This window comes from Mycolicibacterium obuense, assembly GCF_055397605.1.
Genome location: NZ_LC872746.1, coordinates 73,163 through 99,036, shown reverse-complemented (window position 1 = coordinate 99,036; position 25,874 = coordinate 73,163). Strand labels below are relative to the sequence as shown.

Here is a 25,874-nt window from a genome sequence, read left to right as displayed (position 1 = left end):
GGGCGGCAACCTTATTGCTGATCTGCCACCCGCTGTTCTCCTGCCCCTCAGCCGCGCCCCCGCTGCCGGGCGCTTGGGCCGGCGGTGCCGGTGGCGGGGTGGCCGGAAGCGGCAACAAAGCTGAACCGCCGGACGCGCCGAATCCGTCGCGCACACCACCCATCACCCCCCCAGCCGACCGCACAAACGTCTCCACAGACATGCTCTACACCGCTGCCGGGGTCTTACCTGTCGCGGTGGGGTCGAACCAGCCCAGGAAGTCCGGCCCCGAACTGACGCTCTCCAACGGCTGTTCCTGACCCGAGACCAGCACCTTGCCGTTGCCCAAGGCCATCACCTGGTGGTCCTTCCACATACCGACATCACCGGCCTGCAACTTCGTCGGCGGAATCGGCTCAGTCACCGGGGTCCCCGCAGGAGGCAACGTAATACCTGCCTTCTGATACGACTCAGACACCGACGAACCTGCCAACGCCGCCCGCACCGCCTCAGCACCAACAGGCGACCGCGCCTCGGTCACCTCACCACTCGGCAACGTGATCTCCGTGGACTTCGGAGGCTCCACGACCGGCGGAACAACGCCAGGCTCGCCGCCAGGCGCACCGTTGGCGCCAGCCGGTTGCGTGCCTGCGTCCTCGTCGTCGTTAGTGCCCTCGCCGGAGCCGCCGTCGTCCTTGTGCTCGGTGTCATCGAACTCAGGACCCTCGGAATCCTTATCGGCCGGCTCATCGTCCGGCTCGTCGTTGAAACCCAGGCCTGCCCGCTCTGGATCAGCGAGCCCCGCCAACGACGACGCCAACGGATCAACGAAACCCGCACCTGGTAGCCCGCCGCCTCCACCACCGAACGGAGAACCCCCGCCTCCGAAGCCCGGAATGCCACCACCGAGCCCAGGAATGCCACCCATACCCATGCCGGGCATCCCACCCATACCCAGACCGGGCTGCCCAGCAGCCGCCACAGGCTCACCAGCCGACTTGTCCTCGGCCCCGCTGCCACCAGCCTCTCCACCACCGGCCCCGCCGTCAGCACTACCGTTCCCCTGACCACCGACACCCTCGTACGCGGCGGTGTTCTTGTCGGTGTCCTTGGCCTTATCCTCAGCCTCAGCTGCGGCCTTCTCAATGACCCCACGTGCTTCTTCCAACCGCGTCTTGCTGTAGTCCATCAGGGCCTGCTGCCCCTCCGGGGTGTACAAAGCGCCGCTGGCTTTCAGCTCGGCAATCTTCGCCTGCACATCGGAATTGATCTTCTCCAGCTCCACACGACCGGCCTCCCCGGCCGCAGCGATCTCATCGGCACTGATACCGGCCGAGTCCAAATCGTGAAGAGCCTCCAGCATCATCCCGATCTTGCGAGCATTCTCCTTCGCAGCCTCAGCCGCGGGCCCACCGTCACCACCCTCAGGAACACCTGGAGGAGGCGGGGGCGGCGTCGCCGGCCCCGTCGGTGGAGTCGGGGCCCCGGGCGGACCGGGTGTCGTTGTGGTCGTCGTAGGCGGACCCTCCGGCGCTGGAGGCGGACCCGGAACCGGACCAGGAGGAGCCGGCGCAGGCTCCAACGGAAACGGAACACCCCCAGGCCCGGTGCTCAACGGAACAGCACCCGGCCCCGCGAACGCCTTCAACGCATCCCCCACGACCTGGTTAATCGCCAACCCGAACACGTCCCACGACATAATGCATCGCTCCTTACGCGACTAGAAGTTCAATGCACGCTCGGCAGCGGCAACCGCTTCCAGCGTCGGTAACGTCCCATCAGAAACCCCGTGGTTGGCCAACCATCGATCATGAGCCACCGCCGCCACCGCCCGGCACCGCTTGTTCAGAGTCACCGAATCCCACTGGCGAGCTTCATTGCTCAACGTCACATAGCGCACAAACCCCATCGCATTCACACGTACGACCACCGACCGTCGAGACGACATCGCGGTCGCCGCCACCTGCGACATCAGCTCATCGGTCTGCGAATCCTGACTCAGATGCCTGGTCATCGGTCCCCTTCCAGCCAACGCCGCTACGCCACTCACGCACTGATAGACATATTACACACATTGACTAATCACGTGAACAATCAGTAATCAACGCTGTGTGACAGCGTGCGCCTGTGCAAATTCAAACACCACACCAAGAGCTGACACCAGCCATACGCCTACTTGAACAGCACCTTTGCATCTCGCGCCCCCGGAAGGCCCATGTGGAGCTGCCACATGTAGCACTGCGCTTGCACGGCTCGTGCGGCTTACCTAAAATTGCTGGTAAAGCCGATGCATCGCGGTGCCATCGGAAGTGGACCCCAGGAGTTCCTGCCGGAAGACAGGGCCTGGGGCCGCGTCAGTTCTCTGGGGGGCACTTCCAGCATGGTTACCTTGGACTCAATAATCCCGAAGTGCTCGGGTCGCCGCAGCAAGAATATCGAGAAAAAAACCTGGGTCCGCAGCTTTTGACGTGCTCCCCGGATTCCGGGATTCCCGGCTTACGCCGCTGTTGGGGTGCTTCCTGTTTCAACGCCCACTGCCGCAACGGGTTGCGGTCTTACACGGGCTCCACAGGCGTTTAGTCTCTCTGCCCGCCCGGCAGCGAGAATGACCTTGGCGGCGTTGTGGTCTCGATCGTGAATCACCTCGCACGAGGGGCACGTCCACTGCCGGACCTGTAGTGGGAGTTCGCCGAGCCGATGCCCACACCCAGGTGTAGAGCAGGTTTTGCTCGACGCCAACCACCGCGACACCGTGTGCACGGTGCGCCCGTAGCGGTCGGCTTTCTCGCCGATGATCCGCACGAATTGGCCCCACCCCGCATCGCTGATGGCACGTGCGAGCCGGCGGTTGTGCACCATCCCAGCGATATTGAGGTCCTCGACGTGGATCACTTGATTCTCGCGAACCAACGCCAAAGCCTGCTTGTGGTGGTAGTCCCGCCTAGCACGGGCAACCTCGTTATGCGCGATCGCGATCTTGCGCCGCGTCTTGGCCCTGTTGGCTGATCCTTTCTGCCGGCGGGACTTCTCCCGCTCCAACCGCCGCAACTTGCGTAGTTTGCGGCCTAAATGCTTCGGATTCTCGACATCGATTCGATGGCTGTCGGTGGTGGCCACCGTGGCCAACCGAGCGATCCCGACATCCACGCCAGCCTCCCGGTCGACCACGGGCAGCGGTGTGGCCGAGACGTCGACGACGAAGCTGGCGTAGAAGTGCCCGTCCGGTTCCCGAATGATCGTGACCGACGACGGGGTCGACGGTAGCTCGCGCGACCACCTCACCGCGACCTGTCCGACCTTGGCGACGAAGAGCCGGCCGTTGTCGCGGATCGAGAAGCCGTTGCGGGTGAGCCGAAACGACTGCCGGTGGTCCTTGCGGGATTTGAACCGCGGCCGGCCCACCCTGCGGCCCTTACGCTTCCCGGTGGCCGAGTCGAAGAAATTCCGCCACGCCCGCCGGGAATCGTTGACCGACTGCACCAACGCCACACTGGGTACCTCGCGCAGCCAGGCCCGCTCGGTGGTGGTCTTCGCGATGGTGATGACCCGACGCTGGATCTCACTGTCGGACAGCTTCATCCCGGCCCGGTACGCCTCGTCGCGGACCCGCAGCGCGTCGTTAAACACCACCCGGCAGCAGCCGAACACCCGCGCCAGCATCTCCTGCTGGGCCGGTGTCGGTTCGATGCGGTACCGGTAGCGCATCTGCATACCTTCGACTGTAAAGGCGACCTGTGACAACGCCCTATCGCCGCGTCCGGCACAGCGTGTCGCTGCTGCACGCCCACCTGGTGTTCGTGACGAAATACCGCCGGAAGGTGTTTACCGACGCCCAAGAAACCCGGTCAGATCGAGTTCAACGTTGAGGTAACGATTGGCTTGAAGCCCGCCGCTACGGCGCAGTACACGATATCGGCCAACGCCGGCGAGGCCGGTTGCCGCCAGAAACGGATGAGCTCCGCAATCAACGCTGTTCGATAGAACGCCATGTACAGCAGACGCTGACGCAGCGAGTCCGCCGAATCATCCAGATCCAGCGGCCCATTCATATGCGGACTGGTGGCATTGCCGTCGTGACGCTGCGCGACCTCGGCATCGTAAGAATCCCAGTCCACGGCCACGCCCTGGCTCAGTTGATTCAACAACGACAGGTCGGCTGCCTCAGCAACATGAATCGGACCATCCGCACCACGCACCGGACCATCCGGACCGACCGCCCCGGCCGTGGCCACCGCCGACTCAACCACACTCCGAGTGATCACCGCAGCAACTGATATCGATGCCGGCCCCGTACCCACCGACGCGATCTGCTGAGCCAGCGCCGGATCAATCGTCGCCAACCGATGCTGATGAGCACCATCAAGCACGGGCACAGACCCCGGCGAATGCAAAATCGACCGCATCGTCACCGTCTCGAAATCCGACCACCCCGACGGACGCGGGCCCTCCGCAGTGGTCACCAACGCACTGCGCACAACCCCAGACACCCTGTCGGACAACGCATCCGCATGCGCAGTCAACAAATCCGCCGGCCGCCGCCAACCCAAAAAGCCTGACGCCCAACTCCACGGCAACGCCGGATCAATAGGCGCCAACCGCGCCGTCGTCGGAACGAACACCGAAGCAGGCACATAAACCCCACCACCAGCACTAGAACCAATGACGAGCTGCGATCCAAGCTGTGTACGCACCACGGCCACAGCCCAATTCACAAACCCCGCATCAATCGTGTTCCACGCGGCATCCGTACCTCGAACCAACCCGTCGATTACCTGACGCGCCAACAACAAGTCCGCACTCACCTCAGGCTCAGGCATGCTCGCCGCCGTCGCCGCACCCGACGTGCCTGCCATCACCGGAGCAGCACTGCCCTGCTGACCCGAAGGAGCAGCAGTCGCCGGCGCGGCCGCCGCCGACGCAGGAGCCGTTGGTCCCGCCGCCGTCGGACCTGCCGCCGCCCCACCACCAGGCGGAACAAACGGGGCCAACGGCCCACCACCGGAACCCCCAGCCGCGGGAGGATGCGCCATCATCGGCCCACCGCCGACCATCGGCCCCGCAGCAGGGCCCGCAGAACCGCCACCGGCAGCCGCCACCGACGGTTGCCCCGGACTCGGTGCAGGAGCCGCCACCGCAGGCGCCGCACCCGGATGCTGGGCCATGAACCTCTCCAACGGAGGCGGTGACACCGCACCCGAGGAACCAATACCCGACGCCAACCCCGAATTAAAGCTCGACGCCGCACTCGTCAACGACCCACCACTACCCAACGAATCCGCCGCCGACGCAGGCGACGTAAACGCATCCGACAGCGACTTCCCCCCGCTGCCCAACGGATTGCTAAGCCCAGCGGGCATCTGCGGCGGACGCAAACCACCCATCGCCGAACCCGCCGACGGCATACCCCCGCCAGCTGAACCGCCCCCCACCGGCAACGCAGTCGCCGGCATACCCGTGGCGGGCACTCCCATCTCTGTCCCGACCGGAGATGCCGCTGGCGTGGGTTCAGCGGGACGCAGTATGTCTGTTTGTGTATCGCCAGTCTCGGTTGCTAGGCGTTCCGCATCGTCGGGGTTGGTGGCTGCATCGCCTTTGTCGCCCGATATAGCGTCTTGATCTGATGCATCGCGTACTGGCTCTTTATCTCCGAGGTCTTGCTTCTCCTCGGTGTTGCTTGCAGGTTCTGCGGTGTTCTTATTTGGTGCATCAGGTGTTTCGCCGATCGGGGCTTCGGGGATGGGGAAAACCGCTGGCGTGGCGGCGATGTCTTCGAGTGCGGTGCTGTAGAGGCTGGCAGCTTCGGCTTTGAACGGGGCCATGGCCGACACAGCAGCGGATGTGCCGCCGCTGGATTGGGCGGTATTCCATGCTTCGGCCGCCGCGTCGGCGACGCGACTGAGGTCAGTCTTCAACCCGACGACAATCGCACGAAATGAATCCGCCGCCGTCGCAGTCGATTTGAAATGCCTGGCGCCTCCATCGGCGTGATTGACCATTTTGCGCATCAACTCGACACGGGCTTCGCCTCCCTGACCAACTAGCAGGCTCGCACCCTTAGTCATCTCATTTTGCACCGTATCGGCATACCCGGATACCGATGTCGCCATGGCCCTTTCGTCATCGGCAAGCGACTGCAAATCAGTCTCGCTGATGGACGGCCAATACGGCAGCACAGTTAGTGAGGACGCGCGTCCTGACGGTCGCTGTACATCCCCTGCATTACCGATCACCGCCGCCATTAGAACCCCCTATTTCCTACTAATCGCGCAATCCGCATACGGTCCACACCTGCTCGACCGCCGCGTTCTCTGCGTCCATGTTGTACGGGGGTGGTTCCGCCAGGCCTCGCGTGCGAACGTTCCCATGAGCAGCTACGCGAGCTCGATAGATTGAAGCGAGATCGGTGACTGCTACGCGCACGGGTGCGCTGGCATCGGGATTGTCGGCCAGCGCTACCTGGAGCGCGGTTACGGTCGGTAGAAGATCAGAGCCGGTTTTATCAGGAGTCACCATCGCACTGTTGATGATGGCGTAGCTGGTGCACAGGGAGACGTCTTGAGCGTGTACCTCAGCGGGCGATGGCGCACCACCGCCGGCCACGCCGGCCGGATCCCGCTGAATCTCTACCGGGGCTTCGGTGCCGGTCCCGGAGTCACTTGTACCGCCGCCCCCGAAGACAGCGCCCAGTGTCACGCCAGCAATCAGCGCGACTACTGCTGTGCCGCCGACCACGGCCGGCATCACCCACCGTCGTCGTGCCGGCGAGGGGGGCTGTCCGGGCGCGCCAGGATGAGGTGCTGGTGGCAGCGCACCGTAGTGGCCGGGCGCCGGAGGATGCGGGGCAGCGCTGTACTGCTGAGTGTTGCCCACGTCGTGCATCACTGGGTGGTTCATGGTGTTGCGCCTCCCTGCGGCGATCCCGATAACGGTTGTCTACAGCCTACCAACGTTATGGTCTGCCCGGCTATCATCTTTTCGACTCGGTTGCGGCCGTCGCGTGGTCTACACGCTGATCGTCGTCGGCGTGACAGCGGTTATCTCTGCCGCGTTCTCGGCATCCTGCGCTTCCAACTGCGCTGCGCTGCCGACATCGCCGGAGGCAACCGTGCTTGCCGCCCGGCTCATATCGGCCAAAAATGACGCACGCTGAGCAGGCCATGTGCTGGTAATGGCATTGATCGCCAGCGAAACCCCATCAGGCTGTGCCGCCCCGCTGGCCAGACACCCGACGCCTTCTGCGAGCCCGGCTGCACCATGAGCAGCGACTGTCGCGGCCTCAGCGCCGGTCGTCGCCCCAGAGGCAGGCAGAGCAATCGGATCGACCTTGATGAGGTCTCCCGAACCACCTGACGGTGCTACTGCTGGCATATCGTTACCCCCTCTGTCCGTGCATGGCCGCTGAAAGCTGGTCAGCAACAGGATGTTTGCGAAGCTCCTCCGGGATCAGCTCAGCGCACCGCTGAAACAGTCGCTCCGAGATCGCATCGATTCCCCGGCGGGCGCGTTCAGCGTTGTCGCCCAAGGCCGCATTGATCTGATCGTTGAGTTCGTCCACGGTGAGTTCACGTTGAAGACCTTCACGCACATCGAGGTCAATCAACCGGCCTCGGGAATCGTGAACCACAATCACGTCGTCGTCGTCGTCCCCACTGGACAAGAATTCTTCGGCTTCCTCAATCCAGTCATAGATCAGTCCCAACATCGCATCGTTGGCTTGTAGCGCCGCCGCTGCCGCTGGGTTAGTGGTCGTCGTGGGTGTCGTCACCGGTACTTCCCTCCTGAGTCGCAGCCGCCCTTCGACGGCCTGGACGCTTCCTCAACTGCTCCAACTCACCGAACACTGCCTCGGTATTGGCCGCGTGCCGATGTACCACCCGTCGATCCGGATGGAGGTCCTTATCTCGCTCGCCGGTCTGGCCACCGCCCAAGCCGCCCATCATCGGCGGCATCATCCCGCCCATCGGCATACGTGCACCGGCCCCGCCCGCAGCCGCTGTGCTTGCCGCCGCGGGTGGAGGCGCCGGCATCGCCCCTATGCCGGGGGCCGCCGCGGCGGGCGCCGACACTGACGGAGCAGCAGGGAGACCGCCCCCGCCGCCGCCCCCGCCGCCGGAGCTGGCGGGGCTGGTGCCGAAGGAATCCTCGAAATCGAAATCGTCTTCGTCAGAGCCCAGTTCGGGTGGACTCATCGAGGGCGCTCCACCCAGGCCCGGGATCGACGGCAGCCCTGACAGTGCTGACATCGGTAGGCCACCGCCACCGCTGCCAGGCATCAAACCCGATGCTGCTCCAGCGGATTGACCGACCGTGCCCAGGATCGTGCCCATTACCTCACCGGCGGTGTTGGCGGCGGGATCGACAGCCGACGCCAGCGGCTCGGCCGGGGACTTGACCTCGGCCGGGGGCGGTCCCGGTTCGTCGGTGCCGGTGCTGGACTCCAGGGGCGGCTCCTCGGCGTGGTCGGCGGCCAGCTCCGTGTCCTCCTCCGTGTCCGCTCCCTCGCCATCGCCGCTCTTGAAGGCACCGTCGCGCTTCTTCCCGGCATTGGTCTCGGCTGGCTTGTCAGCCTCCTCACCGCCCGACGGTCCACCCCCGATGATGGGTGGTGGCGCCGGCGGTGGGGCTGGCGCTGTCGTGCTGTCGATGTTGGCCGCGGCCGCATACCGCGTCTGAGCCGCCAGCGCTTCGGCTTTCGCCTCTTGAAGTTTTGTCGTCGCGGTCATCAACGGTTCGGTCACGGTCCCACCGCTGGAGGCGTATGTCTGTTGCGCCTTGCGGTACTGCGCGGTGAGCGCTGTGAACGTTTCCGGAGTCGGCGTTTCGTTTCGAGCCGTCTCCACCGTTGTACTTGCAGCCTCAGCTGCTGCTGCGAGTTGTCGGGCGTAGTCCGCCGCGCTGTTGAGCCACTGCGCGTGGCGACGAATGTTGTCTCCGGCGGGCTGATCACCGTCATCCCACGCGGAGTCGACGCCTGCGCCGGCCCGCTCGGTGTCCCCGGCAACGGAGGCGAGCTTCTGTGCTGTCGTGCGCAGCTGCTGTGCCAACGCCCGCAGCGGCTCTGCACCGGCCCCGCCATGGATTGTGCGGGCCCACACTTCGCCTGTGCTCGGTTCAGGCACCGCTGGCACCGGTGGCGCGACAGGCAACGACGGTGCCGCTACGTTCCCGCGGGGCAGGGGTGGCGCTGCGCTCGGGGCAGGGGTCGTCCCGCCGCTGGCGATGTGCGCGGCGGCTTCCTGATCGCCCTGCTCCAGCGCCGTGCCGGTGAGATCGACTGCGAGACCGCCATTGGCACGCTGTAAGGCTGCCTGACTGATCAGCATGTCCAGCCCGCTCGACCATGCGGTGAACGACGCCGCCACCGCCGTCGAGACGGTATCGGAGGCAGCCGGTTGGCATTGGGAACACTGCGCGCTCGGCGCGTGGTCGGCCAGCGCTCGACCCTGCGAGGTCAGCGCACCAGGATCAGCAGCCACCTTCGCCACTATCGCTCCCCCGCTCCGCTATCCGCTCGCACCGCCGCCACCCCTAACTTCGTGGAGCTAGCCGTTGCCGGTGATCGCCGAGATCTGTCGAGCCACATCGTCATCGTGCTGTTCGAAGCTCACCCTATGGTTGCGCAGTTTGGCCGCGTGTGCGCGCGCTTCGGCGGCCACCCGCTGGTATGCCTGCTGACGGGCCAGATTCTCGCTGGCCTTGGCCTGCACGAAAGGTTCGTAGATCGCCCCGAGTTGTTCGCGCAGCGCCTCGGGCTGCACAGGTGGTTGGCCGCTGGCCTCCACCGCGTCTGCGTACTCCTCCCACTGCGCTGCGAGTTGTGCTTGTGCGTCGGTGTCGAGGGCGATTGATTCGCCGCCGCTGCTGGCCATCTGGGCACCTTCCTGTCACACATGAATGTATAGAACTGTTCACGTACTGACTCATTGTGTACGGTACGTCTGAGTAAGCGCAACCCTTTCCGCGTGTCGCTAACAGTTAGCACCGCTCCGGTCTGAAAGAGTCTGAGGTTATGGCGATTCGCAGCACACACAAGGGCGACCGAGCGCAACTCGGCCCCCGCGTCGATCGGGTTGTCTACGACAAGGTGGCCGCCAACAGCGGCCAGTACGGTGTCGACGGCATACCCATGTCCCAATGGGTTGCCGACCTGCTGGCCGCCATCGTCGGACACCCCGAACTCATGCGCGAACTCGACGGCGAAGACGTCGCCCAGATCCTGACTCGCGCCCTGGAGAATCCAGATCTTCGGCGCATCCATGGCCGACGACGCGAGGAGGGCCTGCCGCTGGCGATGTAACCACACCACCAGCCCTGACAGGAGTCGTGCCTGACAACTAGGGGCTGCCCACACGAACATCTAAATATCGGATCGCGGTAAACCACCGGAAATGACAAAAGCCCCCGAAGGGGCTCTGTCCCGGTTTCAACCGAAGTTAGCGGCTTCGGTTCGGATACCGATATCCATATCCCCTGGAAGGGACTAGTCTTGCCGGACTCGTCTCACGATAGCGCATATCCAGATCTTGTGCCAGACCCGGCCGAGGCTGCGTTGGCAAATCGTGATCTTCGTAAACTCAGCACCACCGGCCAGCTACTTAGCCGCCCTTTGGCCGGTGATGAGCAGCCAGTATGAGCGCTGCGCTACACACCCCTCCCGCAGAGGCACACCCCGCCGATGTATGGGCTGGTCTGGCACCTTTAGCTGCGGCTCCGGGCCGCCACCAGATGCGGCTATGGACCCCCGAAACCGGCAAGTTCTCCCAGACCGCGAAACTCACCGCGAAATGGCCCACCCGGCCAGCGGCCGTCTACCTCTACTCAGCAAACGCAACGACCGTCCTTTTAGCGCTGGATTTCGACACCAGCCGAGGCGACGCCGCAGGCGTTGAACGCGACCTGCGCACCGCAGAAACCTGGCTCACCAGCTGCGGCGCCCGCGTCGTCACCGACTACACCGACGACGGCGGCCGTCACCTGCTCTGCCCCCTCGCAATCGGCACCACCGCCTCACTCCCCGAGATCAGCGCCCTTATGCGCGTACTCGCCGGCCACCTCCCCACCCTCGACATTGCCCCCGCCCTCAACCCCGCCCAAGGCTGCATCAGCCTGCCCGGCACCCTCACCAAACGCGGCGGCTACCGCCATCTCGACGGCACCCTCACCCATGCCCGCGCAGCCTTCATCGAGCGCTCCGCACCAGACATGCTGCCCCGGCTCTACCAGCTCCTCGGCATGCTCAAACCGGCTGCCACCACCGACCCGTCACCACCCGACGAACCACACGACCACCTGTCCGGCTACACCACAGGCGAAGGTGAACACCGCCGCCTGACGCCCGCCTACACCCGCACCGACCCCCTCCCCGACAGCATCGCCGCCTTCGCCACCCACGGCGACACCGCCCCTACCGACCGACCCCACTGGAAAAGCCCAAGCGAAGCGCGCTTCGCCACCGTCGTGGCCGCACTCGACCGCGGCTACACCCCGGCAATACTGCGCGAACTCATCGAACCCGGTGGCCCCTGGCATGACGGCCTCGGAACCGCCTACAAGCGATACGGACACGGCGCCGACCGAGCCCTCTTACGCGATATCGACCGCGCCTTCGACTGGCTCATCGCAAACCCCCTTCAATACCGACGCCCGCAGCACAAGCAGAAGTACACACAGGGGGGTAGTTCACCAACAGCTACTCACAAAAGCGGGTTTACCGGCCCGCCGGATCTACGGCACTGGCTGGCCAACGCCTTCCGATGGGCCGACCTCGAATTTGCCGGTCAGCGCTACCGCTGGACAGTGCACGCAGTTCTGCAAACTCTGGCCGTGCACGCCCTCAAAGCCGGAGACAAGAGCACAGGAACGTGGGTCGTAGGAGTCGGCGGCCGCAGCTTATCCCTGGGTGCTGGGCTACTTAGCCCAGACGCGGTGTGGCGTGTCCTCAGAGACCTCCGGGACCGACAAGGATCACCAGTCGTCCTCGTGCGTAGCCACATGGGTCTAGAAGCCGACTACTACGCACTGACCAGCCAGAACAACCTCATCACCGACCTCAAGCACCACACCGAGCGCATCCGCATCGAAGCAGTCCACGACATATGGCACATCCTCGGCCACCACCTACGCCGAATCTACGAACTCATCGCACACCACGGCCTCACTTATCGCGACGACATCTATGCCGCTGCGGCAGTATCCCGAAGTACCGGGGATGAAGTGGTGCGCCAACTACAGATCCACGGCCTCATTGCAGCGACGGCTCCCAAAATGCTCGGACCCGGGCCAGTCACCCCCACTGTCCTGGCCGAGGCACATCAACTGCCCCACCTACGAGAACAACGCCAACAGACCTACCGCCAACAACGTGCTCAATGGCAACAATGGCTCGATATCCGGGAACGGCTAAAGAACGCAGACACCACTTTCGATGCCGCGAAGGCACCGGCCGGCGACGCCCTATCAACGCCGCCGTATAACGCCTTCGCTGATACCCAGGACTACTTGGAATCCGTTCTGCGCACCGGACCGCCCGAGGACATAGAACGGCTCGAAGACCACGCGATCGGCCTAGTCGAGACGATCATGGGGGCAACGCTGCTAAGTCGCCGTGCAGTACCAGCCAAACCGTCACAGTGACGATACGCGACCATGGGTGTGCCAAGCACCAAGCATGGTGCGCCGCGCCTACTACTACTGTCCGTTCTCATCTGTGCTGTACAGGGGTCAGCACAGATGACCTGTGGTCCATCAGTTTAAATGAGAAGCCTGGTGGGATGGCCGACGTGTTGTAAGGTGCCGCTGTGGGAATTACCAGCGTGGCAGTGATTCGGATCCGGCGCTTCTAGCGGCGGACAGCGACACCTAACTATTTGCGCTCCGCCGCTTTCAGCATTCCAGCTGGGCGGCGTTCTCATGCTGCCCGGGCCACCCCACAAAAGCCCGGAGTCCGTTCCCGATGCCTACTTTCCGTGCTGGCCGCCACGAATTCGGCCAGAACTTCTTGACTGACCAACCGACGATCGACCACATTGTCAAACTCGTCTCGCAAAGCAACGGTCCGATCATCGAAATTGGTTCCGGCGCAGGGGCATTGACGCTTCCAATGCAAACCCTGCTACGGCCTATCACGGCCGTCGAGATAGACCCGCGACAGGTCCAAGCGCTCCGACGCCAGGTGAACTCGCGAACAACCGTTGTGCATGATGACTTCCTACACTTTCGACTACCGCGATCGCCGCACACCATCGTGGGAAACTTGCCATTCCACCAGACCACCGCGATGCTTCGGCGCATCCTGCACTCCGACCACTGGACGACCGCAGTCCTGCTCGTGCAGTGGGAGGTCGCGCGCCGCCGCGCAGCAGTGGGAGGCGCGACTATGATGACGGCGCAAAGCTGGCCGTGGTATACGTTCCAACTGGTTGGCCGCATTCCAGCAGCGGCATTCACACCCCGGCCGGGAGTCGATGCCGGCCTGATGACCATCACCCGGCGCACCGTCCCCCTCGTGAACACCGCCCAGCGCAAGCAATACAGCGCGTTCGTCCACGCCGTCTTCACAAGCAAAGGCAGCGGTCTGCGTCAGATTCTGCCGCGCGTCGCCGACGCCTCGGCGAAAGGTGGGGTCATGACATGGATTACACAGCAGCGACTCTCAAATTCATCTCTGCCTCGTGATCTCACGCCAGAGCAGTGGGCCGAGATCTTCGCCATCGCCACTCGACACGCTGCAGCAGCCACTCCCAAACGTTCGAGGAACGGGCGATGACCCATGGTCCTGCGCTGGATGAACACCCGTGCGCATCCAGCACCCCGCGTGTATCAGACCAAATGAGAATGCTTCAGGCCAGCTGAGAACTGACAACTGCTTCCAGCCCTGCTGCAAAGTCCTGACGGGCGACCGAAGCATACAAGGAGTGGCGGGCGCGATCGACGTAGCTTGTCGGGCCACGCCTGTGCAAGCATTTGGGGTAGCAGTCCTTAGTCCGGGGGGGAGATTTCAAGGTTGGACACCATCGTGATCGCCGTCGGGATGCCGTTTTGTCTCGCGTTTCTGGACCAGCCCGTTGATGAGGTCGTCGCGCTCTGGGAATCGTGGGTCGAATCAGGAGAACTCGTTCGAGCACGTCACGAAGACCCTGCCCGCGATGCCGTAGTACGACTACGCCCCTCCGTGCTGGGGGTAGCTGAATTCATCCCGAATCAACCGGCCGGCCGACTTTATGGGGACCGGATGCTCTGGTCGCTGCCGTCCCTGATTCCGCTGCCTGACGCGGCTGATTCCTCCCCTCAGCATTCCCACTTTTGGACGCTCCAGATGAACGGATTCACGGCCAGGCCAGAAGTATCCGACAATGGGTCGACCGGCTTAATCCTGGGCAGATGGGATTTTGGCCGGCTGTAGTAAGTGCCGAGGAACTCGCCGCGAACGTTTAGAAGTCTTCGTAGTAAGAAGCGCAGCTTAAGGCGTCTACACGGCTACGTCGTCAGTTTGCGTGGCGTTTCTATCCGGATCTATTAGTCATTAACGTCACCGTGACGAATGTGCGCACAGCGAATCCTTGGGCGCCGCATAAGGGCAGGTAGCAGTGCTTCCGGTCGCCATCTAGTAATTCTACATTAGAACGTTAGAACGCTACTTCGTTACATACTTATAGCGATGCCTTATGTAGTGCACTAGCGGTACAACGTTTGATGGTGATACGATTACATCGATTGTTGGTTTGATCGGTACAGCGTTTGATCGGTACAGCGTTTGATCGGTACAGCGTTTGATCGGTACAGCGTTTGATCGGTACAGCGTTTGATCGGTACAGCGTTTGATCGGTACAGCGTTTGATCGGTACAGCGTTTGATCGGTACAGCGTTTGATCGGTACAGCGTTTGATCGGTACAGCGTTTGATCGGTACAGCGTTTGATCGGTACAGCGTTTGATCGGTACAGCGTTTGATCGGTACAGCGTTTGATCGGTACAGCGTTTGATCGGTACAGCGTTTGATCGGTACAGCGTTTGATCGGTACAGCGTTTGATCGGTACAGCGTTTGATCGGTATCTCGATGCTTCGATAGAAAGACACAACAAATGGCGAAGATTCTCGTCACTCACTCACGAAAGGGTGGCGTCGGAAAAAGCACGAGCGCATACGAGGTGGCGTACTCGCTCGATGCCGTCTTGGTGGACCTCGAACACGACATCGCCGGCGTCACGTCGATATGGGGGGACCGGCCGCTGGACCGAACCAGGGTCCCGATCCTGGATGCCCTTGCGACGGGGCGCACTCCGAAACCTCTCAAGGGGTACCGCAAGCCTCGGCTAGTGCCAGGACACCCGCATCTCGACAAGGAAGCGCCTAGCCGCGAGCAGATGTCAGAAGCACTGCTGAAATGGGCTGCCGAGTGGGACACCGAGTGGGTCGTTGTCGACACGCACCCTGGAGCCGGCGAGCACACGCATGGTGCCCTTGCCGTGGCCGATGTTGTCCTGGCGCCCACAACCCTGGATCTGCTCGATCTACGCGGGTTGGAGCAGCTGGTGGACGAAATGGTCGACTACCCGATTGTGGTCTTGCCGACCAAGGTCCGCGCAGTCCCGGCCGCTGTCGGGCTGAAAAAGCTTGAGCAGATCACCGCTGGAACCCCCGTGCAGATCGCACCGCCGATCCCGTTGGTCGCTGACCTGCCCAAACGGACCAAGCGGATTGCTATCACGTCGGAAGATCCGCCGGCTAAGCCCTTCCGGCTCCTGGCTGAGCGCTACAAACTGGTGTGCGAGTTCGTGAAGGAGTACGTGAATGGGTAACGGGATGGACATGCTCAAGGCGCAGCGCGACAAACGCAAGCCAGTGGGCAACGAAATGCCCAAGCCGCTGCACGGCCCGCGCGCTACGCCCGTGAGTATCCCTGCCACCACTGAGGGGGCAGGGGCGCCGGAGCCGTCGTCTGTGCCAGCGGCAACGGACACACGTGCTTCGTCAGTAGCACCGTCGACCCCATCGACTGAGCCTGCCGTGACGCCGAGCACCAAGGCGAAACGGCCAGCAGTAGCAGTACGGGACAAGTCGGACAAGGCTGTAGCGAGTCAACCCGCTAGCGGCAGCTCTGAGCTGTACCCGACAACGGCGTACCTGGAACTGGAAGAGGACAAGTACATACGCCGCGCACTTGAAGCCGGTCGATACGGCAAGCCCAAGGTCACCTCGGCAAGCGCGGTCATCCGCTACGCGGTGCGTCACTTGGCCGAGCACATGACTCCCGAACAGGTTGTCGCCGCGATCCGCGAAGCTGCGCCCGAAACGAGCAACCAGGGGAGAATCCGCCTTTAATCGCTCTACCGTTCTATCGATAGAACGAGCAGGCGTGCCGACACGCCACGATCATCCATTGTGCGATGTTGACCTATATGTATGCCAACAGTGCATGTAAACTCTGCGGCAACGTGGCGGCGTAGTCACTCACCACCACGTCAGTAAGTGACCACCGCACGAGGGGACTGGGAGGCGATCATTACGGCCGTCGTGGACCAGGACCACCCCGGCGACCCCGATGTCGCCCTCCTCGCCCGCCACGTTAAGGCACGCCTACGTCGGCTGGGAATGTCGGTGCTTGCCGCATCCGAGTACGGAATTCTGTCGCGGTCGACGCTGACAGCGATCACTCAGGGTGCCGACCGGGTACCGAGCTACCGAACCCTGGCCAAGCTCGATGACCTGCTGAGCTGGGAGCCTGGATCAGCAGAACGGGCGCTGCATGGCGGTGACCCGGTACCGCGCGAGGATGGCGTCTACGGCAGATTGCCGGCCCCACCGGCCGACGCACCGGAAGAGGATGTCGCCGCGGCGACGGCAGCGCTCAACGATGTCTTCGATACGGCGTTCGAAGATCCTGCAGGCTGGGACTACGACCATCTCCTTCGGTGGATTGATAAGCGCCTGCGCGAGCTCAATATGACGAAATCGAAGTTCGCCGCCATTGGGGGACCGGCCCGCGCGACGCTGGCGACTCTGGGTAAGCGAGGCTTCGGCCCGAGCGCAGAGACCCTCGATCGCATCGACACCTTCTTGCTGTGGGAGCGTGGATCTGCGCTCACTGCGCTGCGCGGCGGTACCCCGGTGCGCAAAGGCCCCAAAGTGGCGCCGAACCCGGCGCTGGTTCCGCTCAACGGCGCCCTGGACACACTCAATGCTGTCAAGGTGCGTCTGACCCGCCAGAGTCAGAGCCTTACTCAGCTACATTCGGATGTAGACGAGGCGCTGGAGCGTGTCAGTGTCGCGATCAGTGAACTTGGTGACAGAGAACGCCTTGACGCGTTGCTGTTGTCGGAGATGGGCGACCCCGAACAGGGTGATGCCGCAGGAACGGGAGAAATCCATGACTAGCGGTATTGCAGTAGGGGAGCGCCGACTATGGCCGACACCGAGGACCAGGGTCTGTTCAGCGTCGAGGAATCGGAGCACAGTCACAGTGACCGAGTGGATGCGCCAAGCCGTCGACCAGGTGTATCACCACCAGATCGGTATACCAGCGCAGTGGTCCCCGGAGCAGACAGAGCTGTTCCTGAGCCTGGTGACCCAGCGGCTGGACGATCAGGCCGCGACGCTGGCACTGGAGCTGGGGGAGCAGGCAGTGCAGAGCTGGACCCAGCAGCACCACGGTCAGCCCGACCACGAGACGACAGTCGGTCTGCACGAGACGGCCTTGCAGAACGCCCGCGAAGCGATCGTGCGGCAGAGCCTGTACGACTTGATTCCGCAGCCACCGGAGGGCCACGACAGCCCGCCAGCACTGGCCGACATTCCCTGGACTCAACGGTGGCGGCACCTGACGTATCGGGCCGAGCCGAGCGAACAGATCGAGGAACTCGCAGACCATCTGTGGCCGGACCGCAGCGCGATGTTCCGGGTCAAGGCGGCATATCTGCTGGCAACCCGGCTGGAAGAAAACCGGGCGATTCCCACCGCCCCGGGCCATCGCCTGACCCACGACCTGGGAGTCGAAGTCGCCGAAGCGATGACGGCCGAGGGGTACCCGCCCGAGTAGCCCGCAAGCGTAAAGCTCAGCCTCTCGCCGAAGATGATCCACAGCTTGCGCTCTTCGCCGAGGACAGCTTTGACCTGCCGACCGATCCTCGCGTCATCGACCCCGGCGGTGCCCCACTGCCGCCGCTCATCCCAGCAGCGCCCGACCATGACAGCGCCCAACCCGACCAGGTGCCCTCGGCGGCTATCGACGCGCTGACCCTCAATCGACCCCTACGCACCGCACCGAGCCGCGACGACCAGGCCCAGACTCCACTGGCCGCAACTACCGACGCCACCGCGCCACCGGCCCCCGTCAGGCCACCGCAGTCGATGCCCGACGCAGATACCAGCGATACCGCCCAGCGTGAGCACGAGACCCCGGGAGTGCCTGCACCGCCGGCCATCGACTACCGTCCCGGAACCACCATCGCGGTCCCGTCCGGGGCGAAGGCCCGGCTCACCGCCAACCTCGCCGCCATCGACACGCTTATCGAGCTCCAAGGCCAAGCCCGCCATGCCACCGCCGCTGAACAAGACATCCTGGCCCGCTGGTCGGGATGGGGCGCGATCCCCGAGGTCTTCGACACCCGCAGCGACACCTACGCGGCCCAGCGTGATTACCTCAAGGAGGCCCTGGGCCCCGACCAATACCAAGCCGCGTCCAGAAGCACACTCAACGCCCACTACACCGACCCCGCCATCGCTGAGCAGATGTGGAAAGCGTTGCAGCACGCCGGTTTTACCGGCGGTCGGGTCCTGGAGCCCGGGTGTGGCGCGGGAACGTTCATTGGCTTGGCTCCCGAGACTGCGCAGATGGTCGGCGTCGAGAAAGACCCCATCAGCGCAGCCATCGCCGCCTACCTCTACCCGACTGCACAAGTTCGGGCCGAAGGATACGAAACAACCAACGTCCCCAACGGTTCCTTTGCCGCGGTGATCGGTAACGTCCCGTTCGGGAACTTCGCGCTACGCGACCCCGCCTACAACCCGCGCAGGCTGTCCATCCACAACCACTTCATCGTCAAGTCGTTGGACCTCACAGCACCCGGCGGCTACCAGATCGTTCTCACCAGCCGCTTCACCATGGACAACGCCGACCCGAAGGCCCGCCGCGAAATCCTGTCCCGCGCCGACCTGCTCGGAGCAATACGCCTGCCCTCCAACGCTTTCCGGCGTGTCGCGGGCACCGCAGTGGTCACCGACATTCTCGTGCTGCGTCGCCGCGAAGCCGACCGGGTTATCGAAGCCGGTGCTGACGACTGGCTACACACTGCATCGCTGACTGTGGCTGTCGATGACGGCACCGACACAGAGATCGACATCAACTCCTACTTCCACGACCATCCCGAGAACATCCTCGGAAGCCCCAGCCTCGGCCACGGAATCCACGGCCACCAGACCCTCAACGTCACTGCCGACGAATCCAGCCCCTTGGCTCTGCAAGTCGGGCACCGCCTGCGCACCATCATCGACGCTGCCCGGGATCGCGGGCAAGGACTCACGGCCACCGCCGCATCGCTGACCGAGGTTACCGATGTGAGCTTCGATCCCGGCCTCATCACTGCTGTCACCACGAGACTCCCGGCCCGCGACACCCTGCGCTTCGATGAAGCATCCGATGAGTTCCAGACCTGGACAGGGGACACCTGGGTTACCGCGAAGGTCTTCAACACCCGCAAGCAGGAAACCATTCACCTGCTCAAACTGCGTGATGTTGCCAATGCGGTCGTGTCATCACAACGGGGCGGCCAGCCCAGCGATGTCCGTGAACAACTGCGCGGTGAACTCAACCGGCTCTACGACACCTACGTCGCCAAACACGGTCCTATCCAACGCTTCAAGTGGAGCAAGCCCTCCATCATCACCCAAGACCGCCACGACAAGACTCTGGCGAAATCCATTGAGCGGTGGCGTCAGAAGAACCCAGAGCAGCACACCGTGCCCGCCGAGCTCCTCGAAGCGTGGGACGAGCAGGCCTGGGAAACTCCCAGCCAGTACAAGATGCGTCCGCACATCGTCACCGCGCTGCGCAACGATCCCGGCTGGACCACAGTGCTGGCGCTGGAGGGCTACGACGAACTCACCGGGCAGACACGCAAGGCACCCATCTTCTCGGTAGATCTGCTGAGCCCACCGCAGGTCCGCGATCGTGCTGAGACCGCCGAAGAGGCCCTCGCCATCAGCCTGGACCACAACGGTGGCGTCGATATTGCGCACATCGCCACACTGCTGAACACCGACCCCGCCGCCGCGCGAGAGAAGATGCGCGGGCTGGTTTTCCCGTCGCTACGCGATCCAGACATTCTCATTCCCGCCGCCCAAGCCCTGTCGGGCAATGTCCGTCAACAGCTACGACAAGCAGAGGCCGCAGCCGAACACGACCCGCGCTACCACGAGTACGCCGCCGCCCTACGCGAAGTCCAGCCAGTCGACCGCGAAGCCAGCCAGATCAGCGCTCGCCCCGGATCGCCCTGGATCGACGCCAAGTACGTCGCGCAGTTCGCCAGCGAGACATTCAAGGCCGCCGATGCCGCGCCAGTGCACGTGAAAGCCGACCATGTGCAAGGGGTTTGGTCGATCGAGTGCCAGAGCCGCAACACCGCTGCCATGACCGAGACCTGGGGCACCCGGTTCCCCAAGCGCGACGCCATCTCGTTGCTGGAAATGGTCTGCAACAACCAAGAAATCGCCATCCGCTACACCAAAGAGGAGACCGAAACCACCGGCCGGACCGGTGTCAACCGCAACGCCACCGTGGCTGCGCAAGCCAAAGCCACCAAGATCAGCGAGGCATTCCAGAACTGGGTGTTCGCCGACGACACCCGCCGCACCGAACTGGTCGCCACCTACAACGAACGCTTCAACAGCCTGCGCGCCCCCAAATACAGCGGCGCCGCGCTGACGCTGCCCGGCCTGTCACACCGGTTCACCCCACACACCCACCAACGCGACGCGGTAGCCCGCATCATCGCAGAACCCAACGTTCTTCTCGATCACGTTGTGGGAGCAGGCAAATCGGGCACCATGTTCATGGCAGCAATGGAACTGCGCCGCCTCGGACTGGCCCGCCAACCCTGGATCGTGGTCCCCAACCACATCATCGAACAGGTCGGAAAAGAAGCCAAGTGGTGGTACCCCGGCGCAGAAATCCTACTCGGCACACCCGGCACAGATCCCGCCGGCCGCCGCCGATTCGTAGCCCAATCAGCCACCTCGGACTGGGACATGGTGATCGCCCCAGAATCGTTGTTCATGGGCATTCCCGTCGGCCAGGACGCCCAGCGCGACTACATCGCCCGAGAATCGAAGATGCTGCGCGAATCACTGGAGAACATCACCGGAGACAACGCCACCGCCGCCACCGTCAAACGGCTCGAGGCAGCACTGCAACGCTACGAATCGAAGCTGGAAAAACTCACCGACCAAGACGGCAAAGACACCGGACTTCTGTTCGAACACACCGGGTGTGACTACCTGATGATTGACGAAGCCCACATGTACAAAAACCGGACCCGCCTGAGCCCCGTCAAGGAACTCGCCTGCCCGGACGGCTCCGACCGCGCCGACGACCTGGCCATGAAAATGGAACTGCTCCGAAGCCGCCGCCGCGAAGACGCTATCGCCGCCGGCCGCACACCCACACCCGCCGACGAGCGAGTCGCCAGCTTCGCGACCGGAACCCCGATCGCCAACTCACTGGGTGAGCTCTACGTCATGCAACGCTATCTGCGCCCCGATCTGCTCGAAGATGCCGGGGTCCTGCATATCAACGACTGGGCGACCACCTTCACCGCCACCGTGAACACCGTCGAAGTCAACGCCACCGGCACACAGCTGCGGCCGGTTACCCGAGTCGGAAAATTCTGCAACCTACAAGAGTTACTCCGCATTTCGTCGGTGTTCACCGATGTCATCACCCGGGATCAGATCGGGTTGAAGCTGCCCGAACTCAGCAACGAGGGCAAGCGCACCATCGTCAGCATCCCGGCCGATCAAACCCTTCGGGACTTCATCACCGACCTCGGCTACCGGGCCGGCGACCTTGACCCGAAAAACCTTGCCCGCGACAACATCCTGAAAATCTCCAACGATGGCCGCGAAGCCAGTCTCGACCCGCGCATGGTCCACCTGCCCGAACCCACCCACTCCCGGACCGCCGCGGTCGCCGAAAACATCATGGCCGTACACCGGCAGTACGCCGACACCATCTACAAAGACCCCCAATACGGCCACGACATGCCCACCCCCGGCGGCCTGCAAATCGTCTTCTGCGACCGCGGCACCCCCAGCAAGGGCAGCAAGAAGAAGAACGATTTCAACATGTACAGCGCGATCCGCGACGACCTGATCGCCCGGGGGATGCCCGCCGAGAAGATCCGCTTCATCCACGACGCCGAGAAAGCCGAAGACAAGCTGCGCCTGTTCGATGAATGCAACCGCGGCCAGGTCTCGGTGCTCATCGGCTCCACCGAGAAAATGGGAACCGGGACGAACGTTCAAACCCGCGCAGTCGCACTACATCACGTCGATGTGCCGTGGCGGCCAGCTGACCTCGAACAGCGCGAAGGCCGCATCATCCGGCAAGGAAACCAGAACGAGACAGTCAGCATCTTCAACTACGTCGTAGAAGGCTCCTACGACGTCGTGATGTGGCAGAAAATCGAAGCCAAATCACTGTTCATCGCACAGGTTAAACGCGCCGACATCAGTGTCGATGAAGTCGATGACATCGGCGGCAACGAGATGACCGTCGCGGCCGCAGAAACGAAGGCGCTGGCCACCGGAGACCCCCGCTACGTCCGCCAGGTCCAGCTCCAAGACGAAATCGAACACCTCACCGCGCTAGAACGGGCCTACCACGACGGCATAGCTGCCCGCGACCGCGATATCCGGCAACGCCAGCGCCAACTGGACATCACCACCGCCCAACTCGACGCCCTCACCCCAACCGTCGAGGCCATCGCATCCCAGCCCGTAGACGCGCCAGCGGACATCGTGGTCGAAGGACGCCGATACCCCGAACGCAAAGACACCGCAGCGCCGTTTGCCGAAGTCTGCCGGCGCGTCTACGGCTCCCTGAGTAACGCAGCGTCCCACGACAGCCGACCACTGAACACCGCCATCAACGGCATCGCTCTACACGCCCGCCGCGACCACGTAGGAGATCGACTCTGGGTCACCCTTGAAGGGCCCTCAGCCGAAATCGCGTTCACTATCCAAGACCTGCACGACAGCGCACCCAAAGTGGGGGAGACCAACGGGGCAAGCAGCGCCAAAGCCCGCGGACTGCTGACCCGAGTGGAAAACCTCTACAAAGACCTTCCTGCCCACCACCAGCGCCTCCAGATCCAGCACGACCACCTCACCCACTCCCTGACCGACCTCACCAACACCGAGGTCGAGCCATTCGACCGTGGCGACGAACTCGCAGCCAAACGCGAAGAACACACCACCTTGACCACGCTGCTGCAACTGGAAGCCCAGTCCGAAGCGGCCAAAGCCAAAGCCGCCGAAGCCGAGCAGAGACTGCTGGCCGCCGGCCGCCAGCCCGGCTGGTCACTGCACCTGAACCCCACCCCATTCCTCATCGAACAATCCGGGCTCGCCACCGCCGACCAATACCGATTCGCGCAAGGCCTCGCCGAACAGGCCCGCGCCAGCGAGTTCCGCGAGACCCAACGCAACCGCGGTGACGACGGGAGGACACTGTGAGCACCCCAGCATCGCCCTCAATCGATCCGTGGTGGAGTTACGCGGTCGGTACCGCCACCGCCCTACGCTCAGGCAAAGAACCCCCCACCGTGGCCGTTCACGGCCCATTCCTGAACACCAACGAGGTCGCGCGACTGAGCAGCCCCGCAACCTACAGCCGCCTGGCCGCCGGCAACGGGCACTACGAACGCGCCCAAGCCCCCTTCATAGTCAACCCGGTTCTGATGGCTGCGGCCATGGCCGGCCAAGGTGTCGTCAACAACCGCCGCCGGAGGGAGGCCGACCGCAGCAGCCAACCCCAATGGACCAACTACCGCGAAGCCGCAGTCCTGACCACCAACCAGCGGCTGATGTGCAGCCGCCCCCAAGGCGGGTGGACATCGTTCTGGTACAGCGAAATGGCCGAGTTCTATCCCGATCCCCACCAACGGGCAGTCACCATGTCCTTCGCCGACGACCACACACCGCCACTACAACTCGCCGGGCCCGCCGCCCCCGCCATCGCGCTGTGGATCGGCCACTCCGTCTACGGCGACCGGTGGCACGAAGACCCCCGCCTGACCGCCCTCCTGCCCAGCCAAGCATCCCAGGACACCACCACGGCCGAGCACGCCACCGCCGAGCACACCGCTGCCGTCAAGGACGGCCTTACCCCCGAACAGCAAGCCTGGTGGGAGCGCAACCGCCCCCGTCACAGCCGCCACCACGGCTCCGAGAACGGGATGGAGCTATGAGCATCCGCACCGTGTCGCCGCTGGTCATCGCCGCCGAGCTTGGTCGCTATGCTCGCTCCCGGCTCGACCACCTCACCGACGGCAGGCCTCTCTACATTCCTGGCTTCGACACCGAAGCTGACCCTGTGGTGGCCACCGGGACCGCCGCGCTCTACCGCCACCCGTACAGCGTCAGCCAGCTGCCGCTGCTCACAGTCCACTTCGACACCATGCTCGACCCCGCACCTGTCACCCCATGGCTTGTCAGCCTGGCCCACCTTGCACACCACGACTGCCCCGCCTGCGTGACTACCTGGATTGAAGCTGAGCGCTGCGCCCAGGAGCTACCTGCCGCCAGCGCTCAGTTCCACGTCGTGGAAACCCCTGCCGCCGTCGTTCTGCTGCACTACGAGGACCACCCCTAGTTAGCGGTTCCCACCACCGGGAGAACACCGGACTTCCCCACAACACCGGAAGGGACCGGAGCCACCGGGGCCCCGGTATCGAGCAGTAATCCCGAGCATATGCCAGACCCAGTACCCGCAGTTAGAACCCTTGGCTCGCAACGGCAAAGGCAGGTCCATGGTCTCCCCAGGCAGTCGCAGGGCGTCGTCTCAGATAGTTAGACAGTTGCTTTGACATATGGACGTTGCTCATCGTTAGCCAGCAAATCCGAGACGCACGTTTAAACGAATGGAACCCCCGAGGACGGTCAGGGACACACTCAGCGGGGTTTGCGCTCTCCCCGGTCTCGGGGTCAATGCGCCCAACCCACCGATTGAGCATCGCATCGCCACATGTTCAGTTCTCGGCCACCGTTGCTTCGATTCGATTGGTTGCGGTGCTTAGGCACCCTGTGTACCCTTCAAGCCTAGGGGAGCAGCAACGTCAATTTGGGTCTCGTGGCAAGCCTCATGACAGTTGTTTCGTTCTGGCCAAGGTGATTTCAGGTCTATCTTCCGATTCACCGCATGGTGCCAGTAACGCCTCCTCGCGCGTCGTAGCGAATCAATCCCGGTGATTAAAAGCCTGTCGGCCTAAAGAATTGGTCGGCTTCAGGCATCTCACTAAACGGGGTGAATGCCGCACCCCACAGAGGGGGCTCTATTGCACAACTTCTCATAATTCGTTGAGGCGCAAATACTTTCGTGCGATCAGTTGGCTGTCGGGGGACAACTGCATTCCCGGCGGCGGTGGCGCTCAAAGCGACCGCCACGCGCTTCTGCGTGCCGCCCCAATACTCATGGGCCACCTCGGAGGTGGCCGCGTGGAATCACTGAACTATCAACAGCACTTTCTTAGGAGAAAGCAATGGGAATTACTCGAACTGAGCGCGTTGTCCGTCCGGTCGTCGTCGTCACGGTCGCCACCCCCGGCGACAAGGACTACGAAGCCGACTTCTTTGCCCCGCTGGCGGATTCGTCGGCGAGGTCTTCGTCGGCGACGCAGCTCTGA

General features: G+C 63.5%; 21 protein-coding genes and 1 pseudogene. 13 read left to right on the top strand and 9 right to left on the bottom strand.

The genetic code is table 11. From position 1 onward, the window contains the following. Positions 1-205: 205 nt before the first annotated feature. The 3 genes from ACZ50N_RS27730 to ACZ50N_RS27720 form a co-directional block, all read right to left on the bottom strand. Positions 206-1,345 carry a hypothetical protein gene (locus ACZ50N_RS27730; RefSeq protein WP_432806126.1) on the bottom strand — a complete coding sequence of 380 codons (1,140 nt, stop codon included), beginning with the start codon at positions 1,343-1,345 and terminating at the stop codon, positions 206-208. A gap of 354 nt (positions 1,346-1,699) precedes the next feature. Beyond that, complete coding sequence (locus tag ACZ50N_RS27725) at positions 1,700-1,993, bottom strand: hypothetical protein (RefSeq protein ID WP_046366374.1); 294 nt, start codon at positions 1,991-1,993, stop codon at positions 1,700-1,702. A gap of 482 nt (positions 1,994-2,475) precedes the next feature. Then, positions 2,476-3,690 (bottom strand): RNA-guided endonuclease InsQ/TnpB family protein, encoded by a 1,215-nt coding sequence (locus ACZ50N_RS27720; protein WP_046366373.1) that lies wholly within the window; start codon positions 3,688-3,690, stop codon positions 2,476-2,478. Positions 3,691-3,713: 23 nt separating this feature from the next. Here ACZ50N_RS27720 and ACZ50N_RS27715 point away from each other — a divergent pair. Beyond that, positions 3,714-3,842 (top strand): annotated as a pseudogene (locus tag ACZ50N_RS27715) (transposase); the annotation flags it as partial. Here ACZ50N_RS27715 and ACZ50N_RS27710 read toward each other — a convergent pair. From ACZ50N_RS27710 to ACZ50N_RS27685, 6 genes are all read right to left on the bottom strand, one after another. After that, complete coding sequence (locus ACZ50N_RS27710; protein WP_131705584.1) at positions 3,825-6,218, bottom strand: hypothetical protein; 2,394 nt, start codon at positions 6,216-6,218, stop codon at positions 3,825-3,827. The pseudogene ACZ50N_RS27715 and the gene ACZ50N_RS27710 sit on opposite strands and share 18 nt — an antisense overlap. A 19-nt stretch (positions 6,219-6,237) precedes the next feature. Further along, positions 6,238-6,720 (bottom strand): hypothetical protein, encoded by a 483-nt coding sequence (locus tag ACZ50N_RS27705; protein ID WP_064284685.1) that lies wholly within the window; start codon positions 6,718-6,720, stop codon positions 6,238-6,240. A gap of 261 nt (positions 6,721-6,981) precedes the next feature. After that, positions 6,982-7,347 carry a hypothetical protein gene (locus ACZ50N_RS27700; protein WP_131705585.1) on the bottom strand — a complete coding sequence of 122 codons (366 nt, stop codon included), beginning with the start codon at positions 7,345-7,347 and terminating at the stop codon, positions 6,982-6,984. Positions 7,348-7,351: 4 nt separating this feature from the next. After that, the gene (locus tag ACZ50N_RS27695; RefSeq protein WP_234788920.1) at positions 7,352-7,744 is read right to left on the bottom strand and encodes a hypothetical protein; all 393 of its coding nucleotides are present in this window, start codon (positions 7,742-7,744) and stop codon (positions 7,352-7,354) included. Continuing rightward, positions 7,719-9,455, bottom strand: coding sequence for a PPE domain-containing protein (locus ACZ50N_RS27690; RefSeq protein ID WP_234788919.1), 1,737 nt, complete (start codon positions 9,453-9,455; stop codon positions 7,719-7,721). Before ACZ50N_RS27690 ends, ACZ50N_RS27695 begins: the two co-directional genes overlap by 26 nt. A 66-nt stretch (positions 9,456-9,521) precedes the next feature. Further along, positions 9,522-9,848: a type VII secretion target gene (locus ACZ50N_RS27685; protein ID WP_046361758.1), complete on the bottom strand. Its 327-nt coding sequence runs from the start codon at positions 9,846-9,848 to the stop codon at positions 9,522-9,524. 140 nt (positions 9,849-9,988) lie between these two features. Between ACZ50N_RS27685 and ACZ50N_RS27680 the strand changes: the two genes are divergently transcribed. The 12 genes from ACZ50N_RS27680 to ACZ50N_RS27625 all read left to right on the top strand — a co-directional run bounded on the left by ACZ50N_RS27680 (position 9,989) and on the right by ACZ50N_RS27625 (position 25,874). Continuing rightward, positions 9,989-10,276 carry a hypothetical protein gene (locus ACZ50N_RS27680; RefSeq protein ID WP_064284683.1) on the top strand — a complete coding sequence of 96 codons (288 nt, stop codon included), beginning with the start codon at positions 9,989-9,991 and terminating at the stop codon, positions 10,274-10,276. A 428-nt stretch (positions 10,277-10,704) separates the two neighbouring features. Further along, positions 10,705-12,612 carry a hypothetical protein gene (locus tag ACZ50N_RS27675; protein WP_052765108.1) on the top strand — a complete coding sequence of 636 codons (1,908 nt, stop codon included), beginning with the start codon at positions 10,705-10,707 and terminating at the stop codon, positions 12,610-12,612. Positions 12,613-12,931: 319 nt separating this feature from the next. Continuing rightward, positions 12,932-13,744 carry a 23S rRNA (adenine(2058)-N(6))-methyltransferase Erm(55) gene (erm(55), locus tag ACZ50N_RS27670; RefSeq protein WP_046361760.1) on the top strand — a complete coding sequence of 271 codons (813 nt, stop codon included), beginning with the start codon at positions 12,932-12,934 and terminating at the stop codon, positions 13,742-13,744. Between the two features lie 237 nt (positions 13,745-13,981). Then, positions 13,982-14,380: a hypothetical protein gene (locus ACZ50N_RS27665; RefSeq protein WP_131705472.1), complete on the top strand. Its 399-nt coding sequence runs from the start codon at positions 13,982-13,984 to the stop codon at positions 14,378-14,380. Positions 14,381-15,059: 679 nt separating this feature from the next. Beyond that, a complete protein-coding gene (locus ACZ50N_RS27660; protein ID WP_046361761.1) occupies positions 15,060-15,776 on the top strand; it encodes a ParA family protein in 717 nt (238 codons plus the stop codon). Then, a complete protein-coding gene (locus tag ACZ50N_RS27655; protein ID WP_131705473.1) occupies positions 15,769-16,299 on the top strand; it encodes a ribbon-helix-helix domain-containing protein in 531 nt (176 codons plus the stop codon). The genes ACZ50N_RS27660 and ACZ50N_RS27655 overlap by 8 nt, the downstream gene beginning before the upstream one ends. A 147-nt stretch (positions 16,300-16,446) precedes the next feature. Continuing rightward, positions 16,447-17,352 carry a hypothetical protein gene (locus ACZ50N_RS27650; RefSeq protein WP_046361763.1) on the top strand — a complete coding sequence of 302 codons (906 nt, stop codon included), beginning with the start codon at positions 16,447-16,449 and terminating at the stop codon, positions 17,350-17,352. Positions 17,353-17,437: 85 nt separating this feature from the next. Next, positions 17,438-18,013, top strand: coding sequence for a hypothetical protein (locus ACZ50N_RS27645; RefSeq protein WP_234788820.1), 576 nt, complete (start codon positions 17,438-17,440; stop codon positions 18,011-18,013). A 170-nt stretch (positions 18,014-18,183) separates the two neighbouring features. Then, a complete protein-coding gene (locus ACZ50N_RS27640; RefSeq protein WP_234788821.1) occupies positions 18,184-23,706 on the top strand; it encodes a helicase-like domain-containing protein in 5,523 nt (1,840 codons plus the stop codon). Between the two features lie 89 nt (positions 23,707-23,795). Beyond that, the gene (locus ACZ50N_RS27635) at positions 23,796-24,440 is read left to right on the top strand and encodes a hypothetical protein (protein WP_236728409.1); all 645 of its coding nucleotides are present in this window, start codon (positions 23,796-23,798) and stop codon (positions 24,438-24,440) included. Beyond that, a complete protein-coding gene (locus tag ACZ50N_RS27630; RefSeq protein WP_046361766.1) occupies positions 24,437-24,844 on the top strand; it encodes a hypothetical protein in 408 nt (135 codons plus the stop codon). The genes ACZ50N_RS27635 and ACZ50N_RS27630 overlap by 4 nt, the downstream gene beginning before the upstream one ends. An 886-nt stretch (positions 24,845-25,730) precedes the next feature. Then, on the top strand, positions 25,731-25,874 hold the full coding sequence (locus ACZ50N_RS27625) for a hypothetical protein (RefSeq protein ID WP_157863545.1): 144 nt from the start codon (positions 25,731-25,733) through the stop codon (positions 25,872-25,874).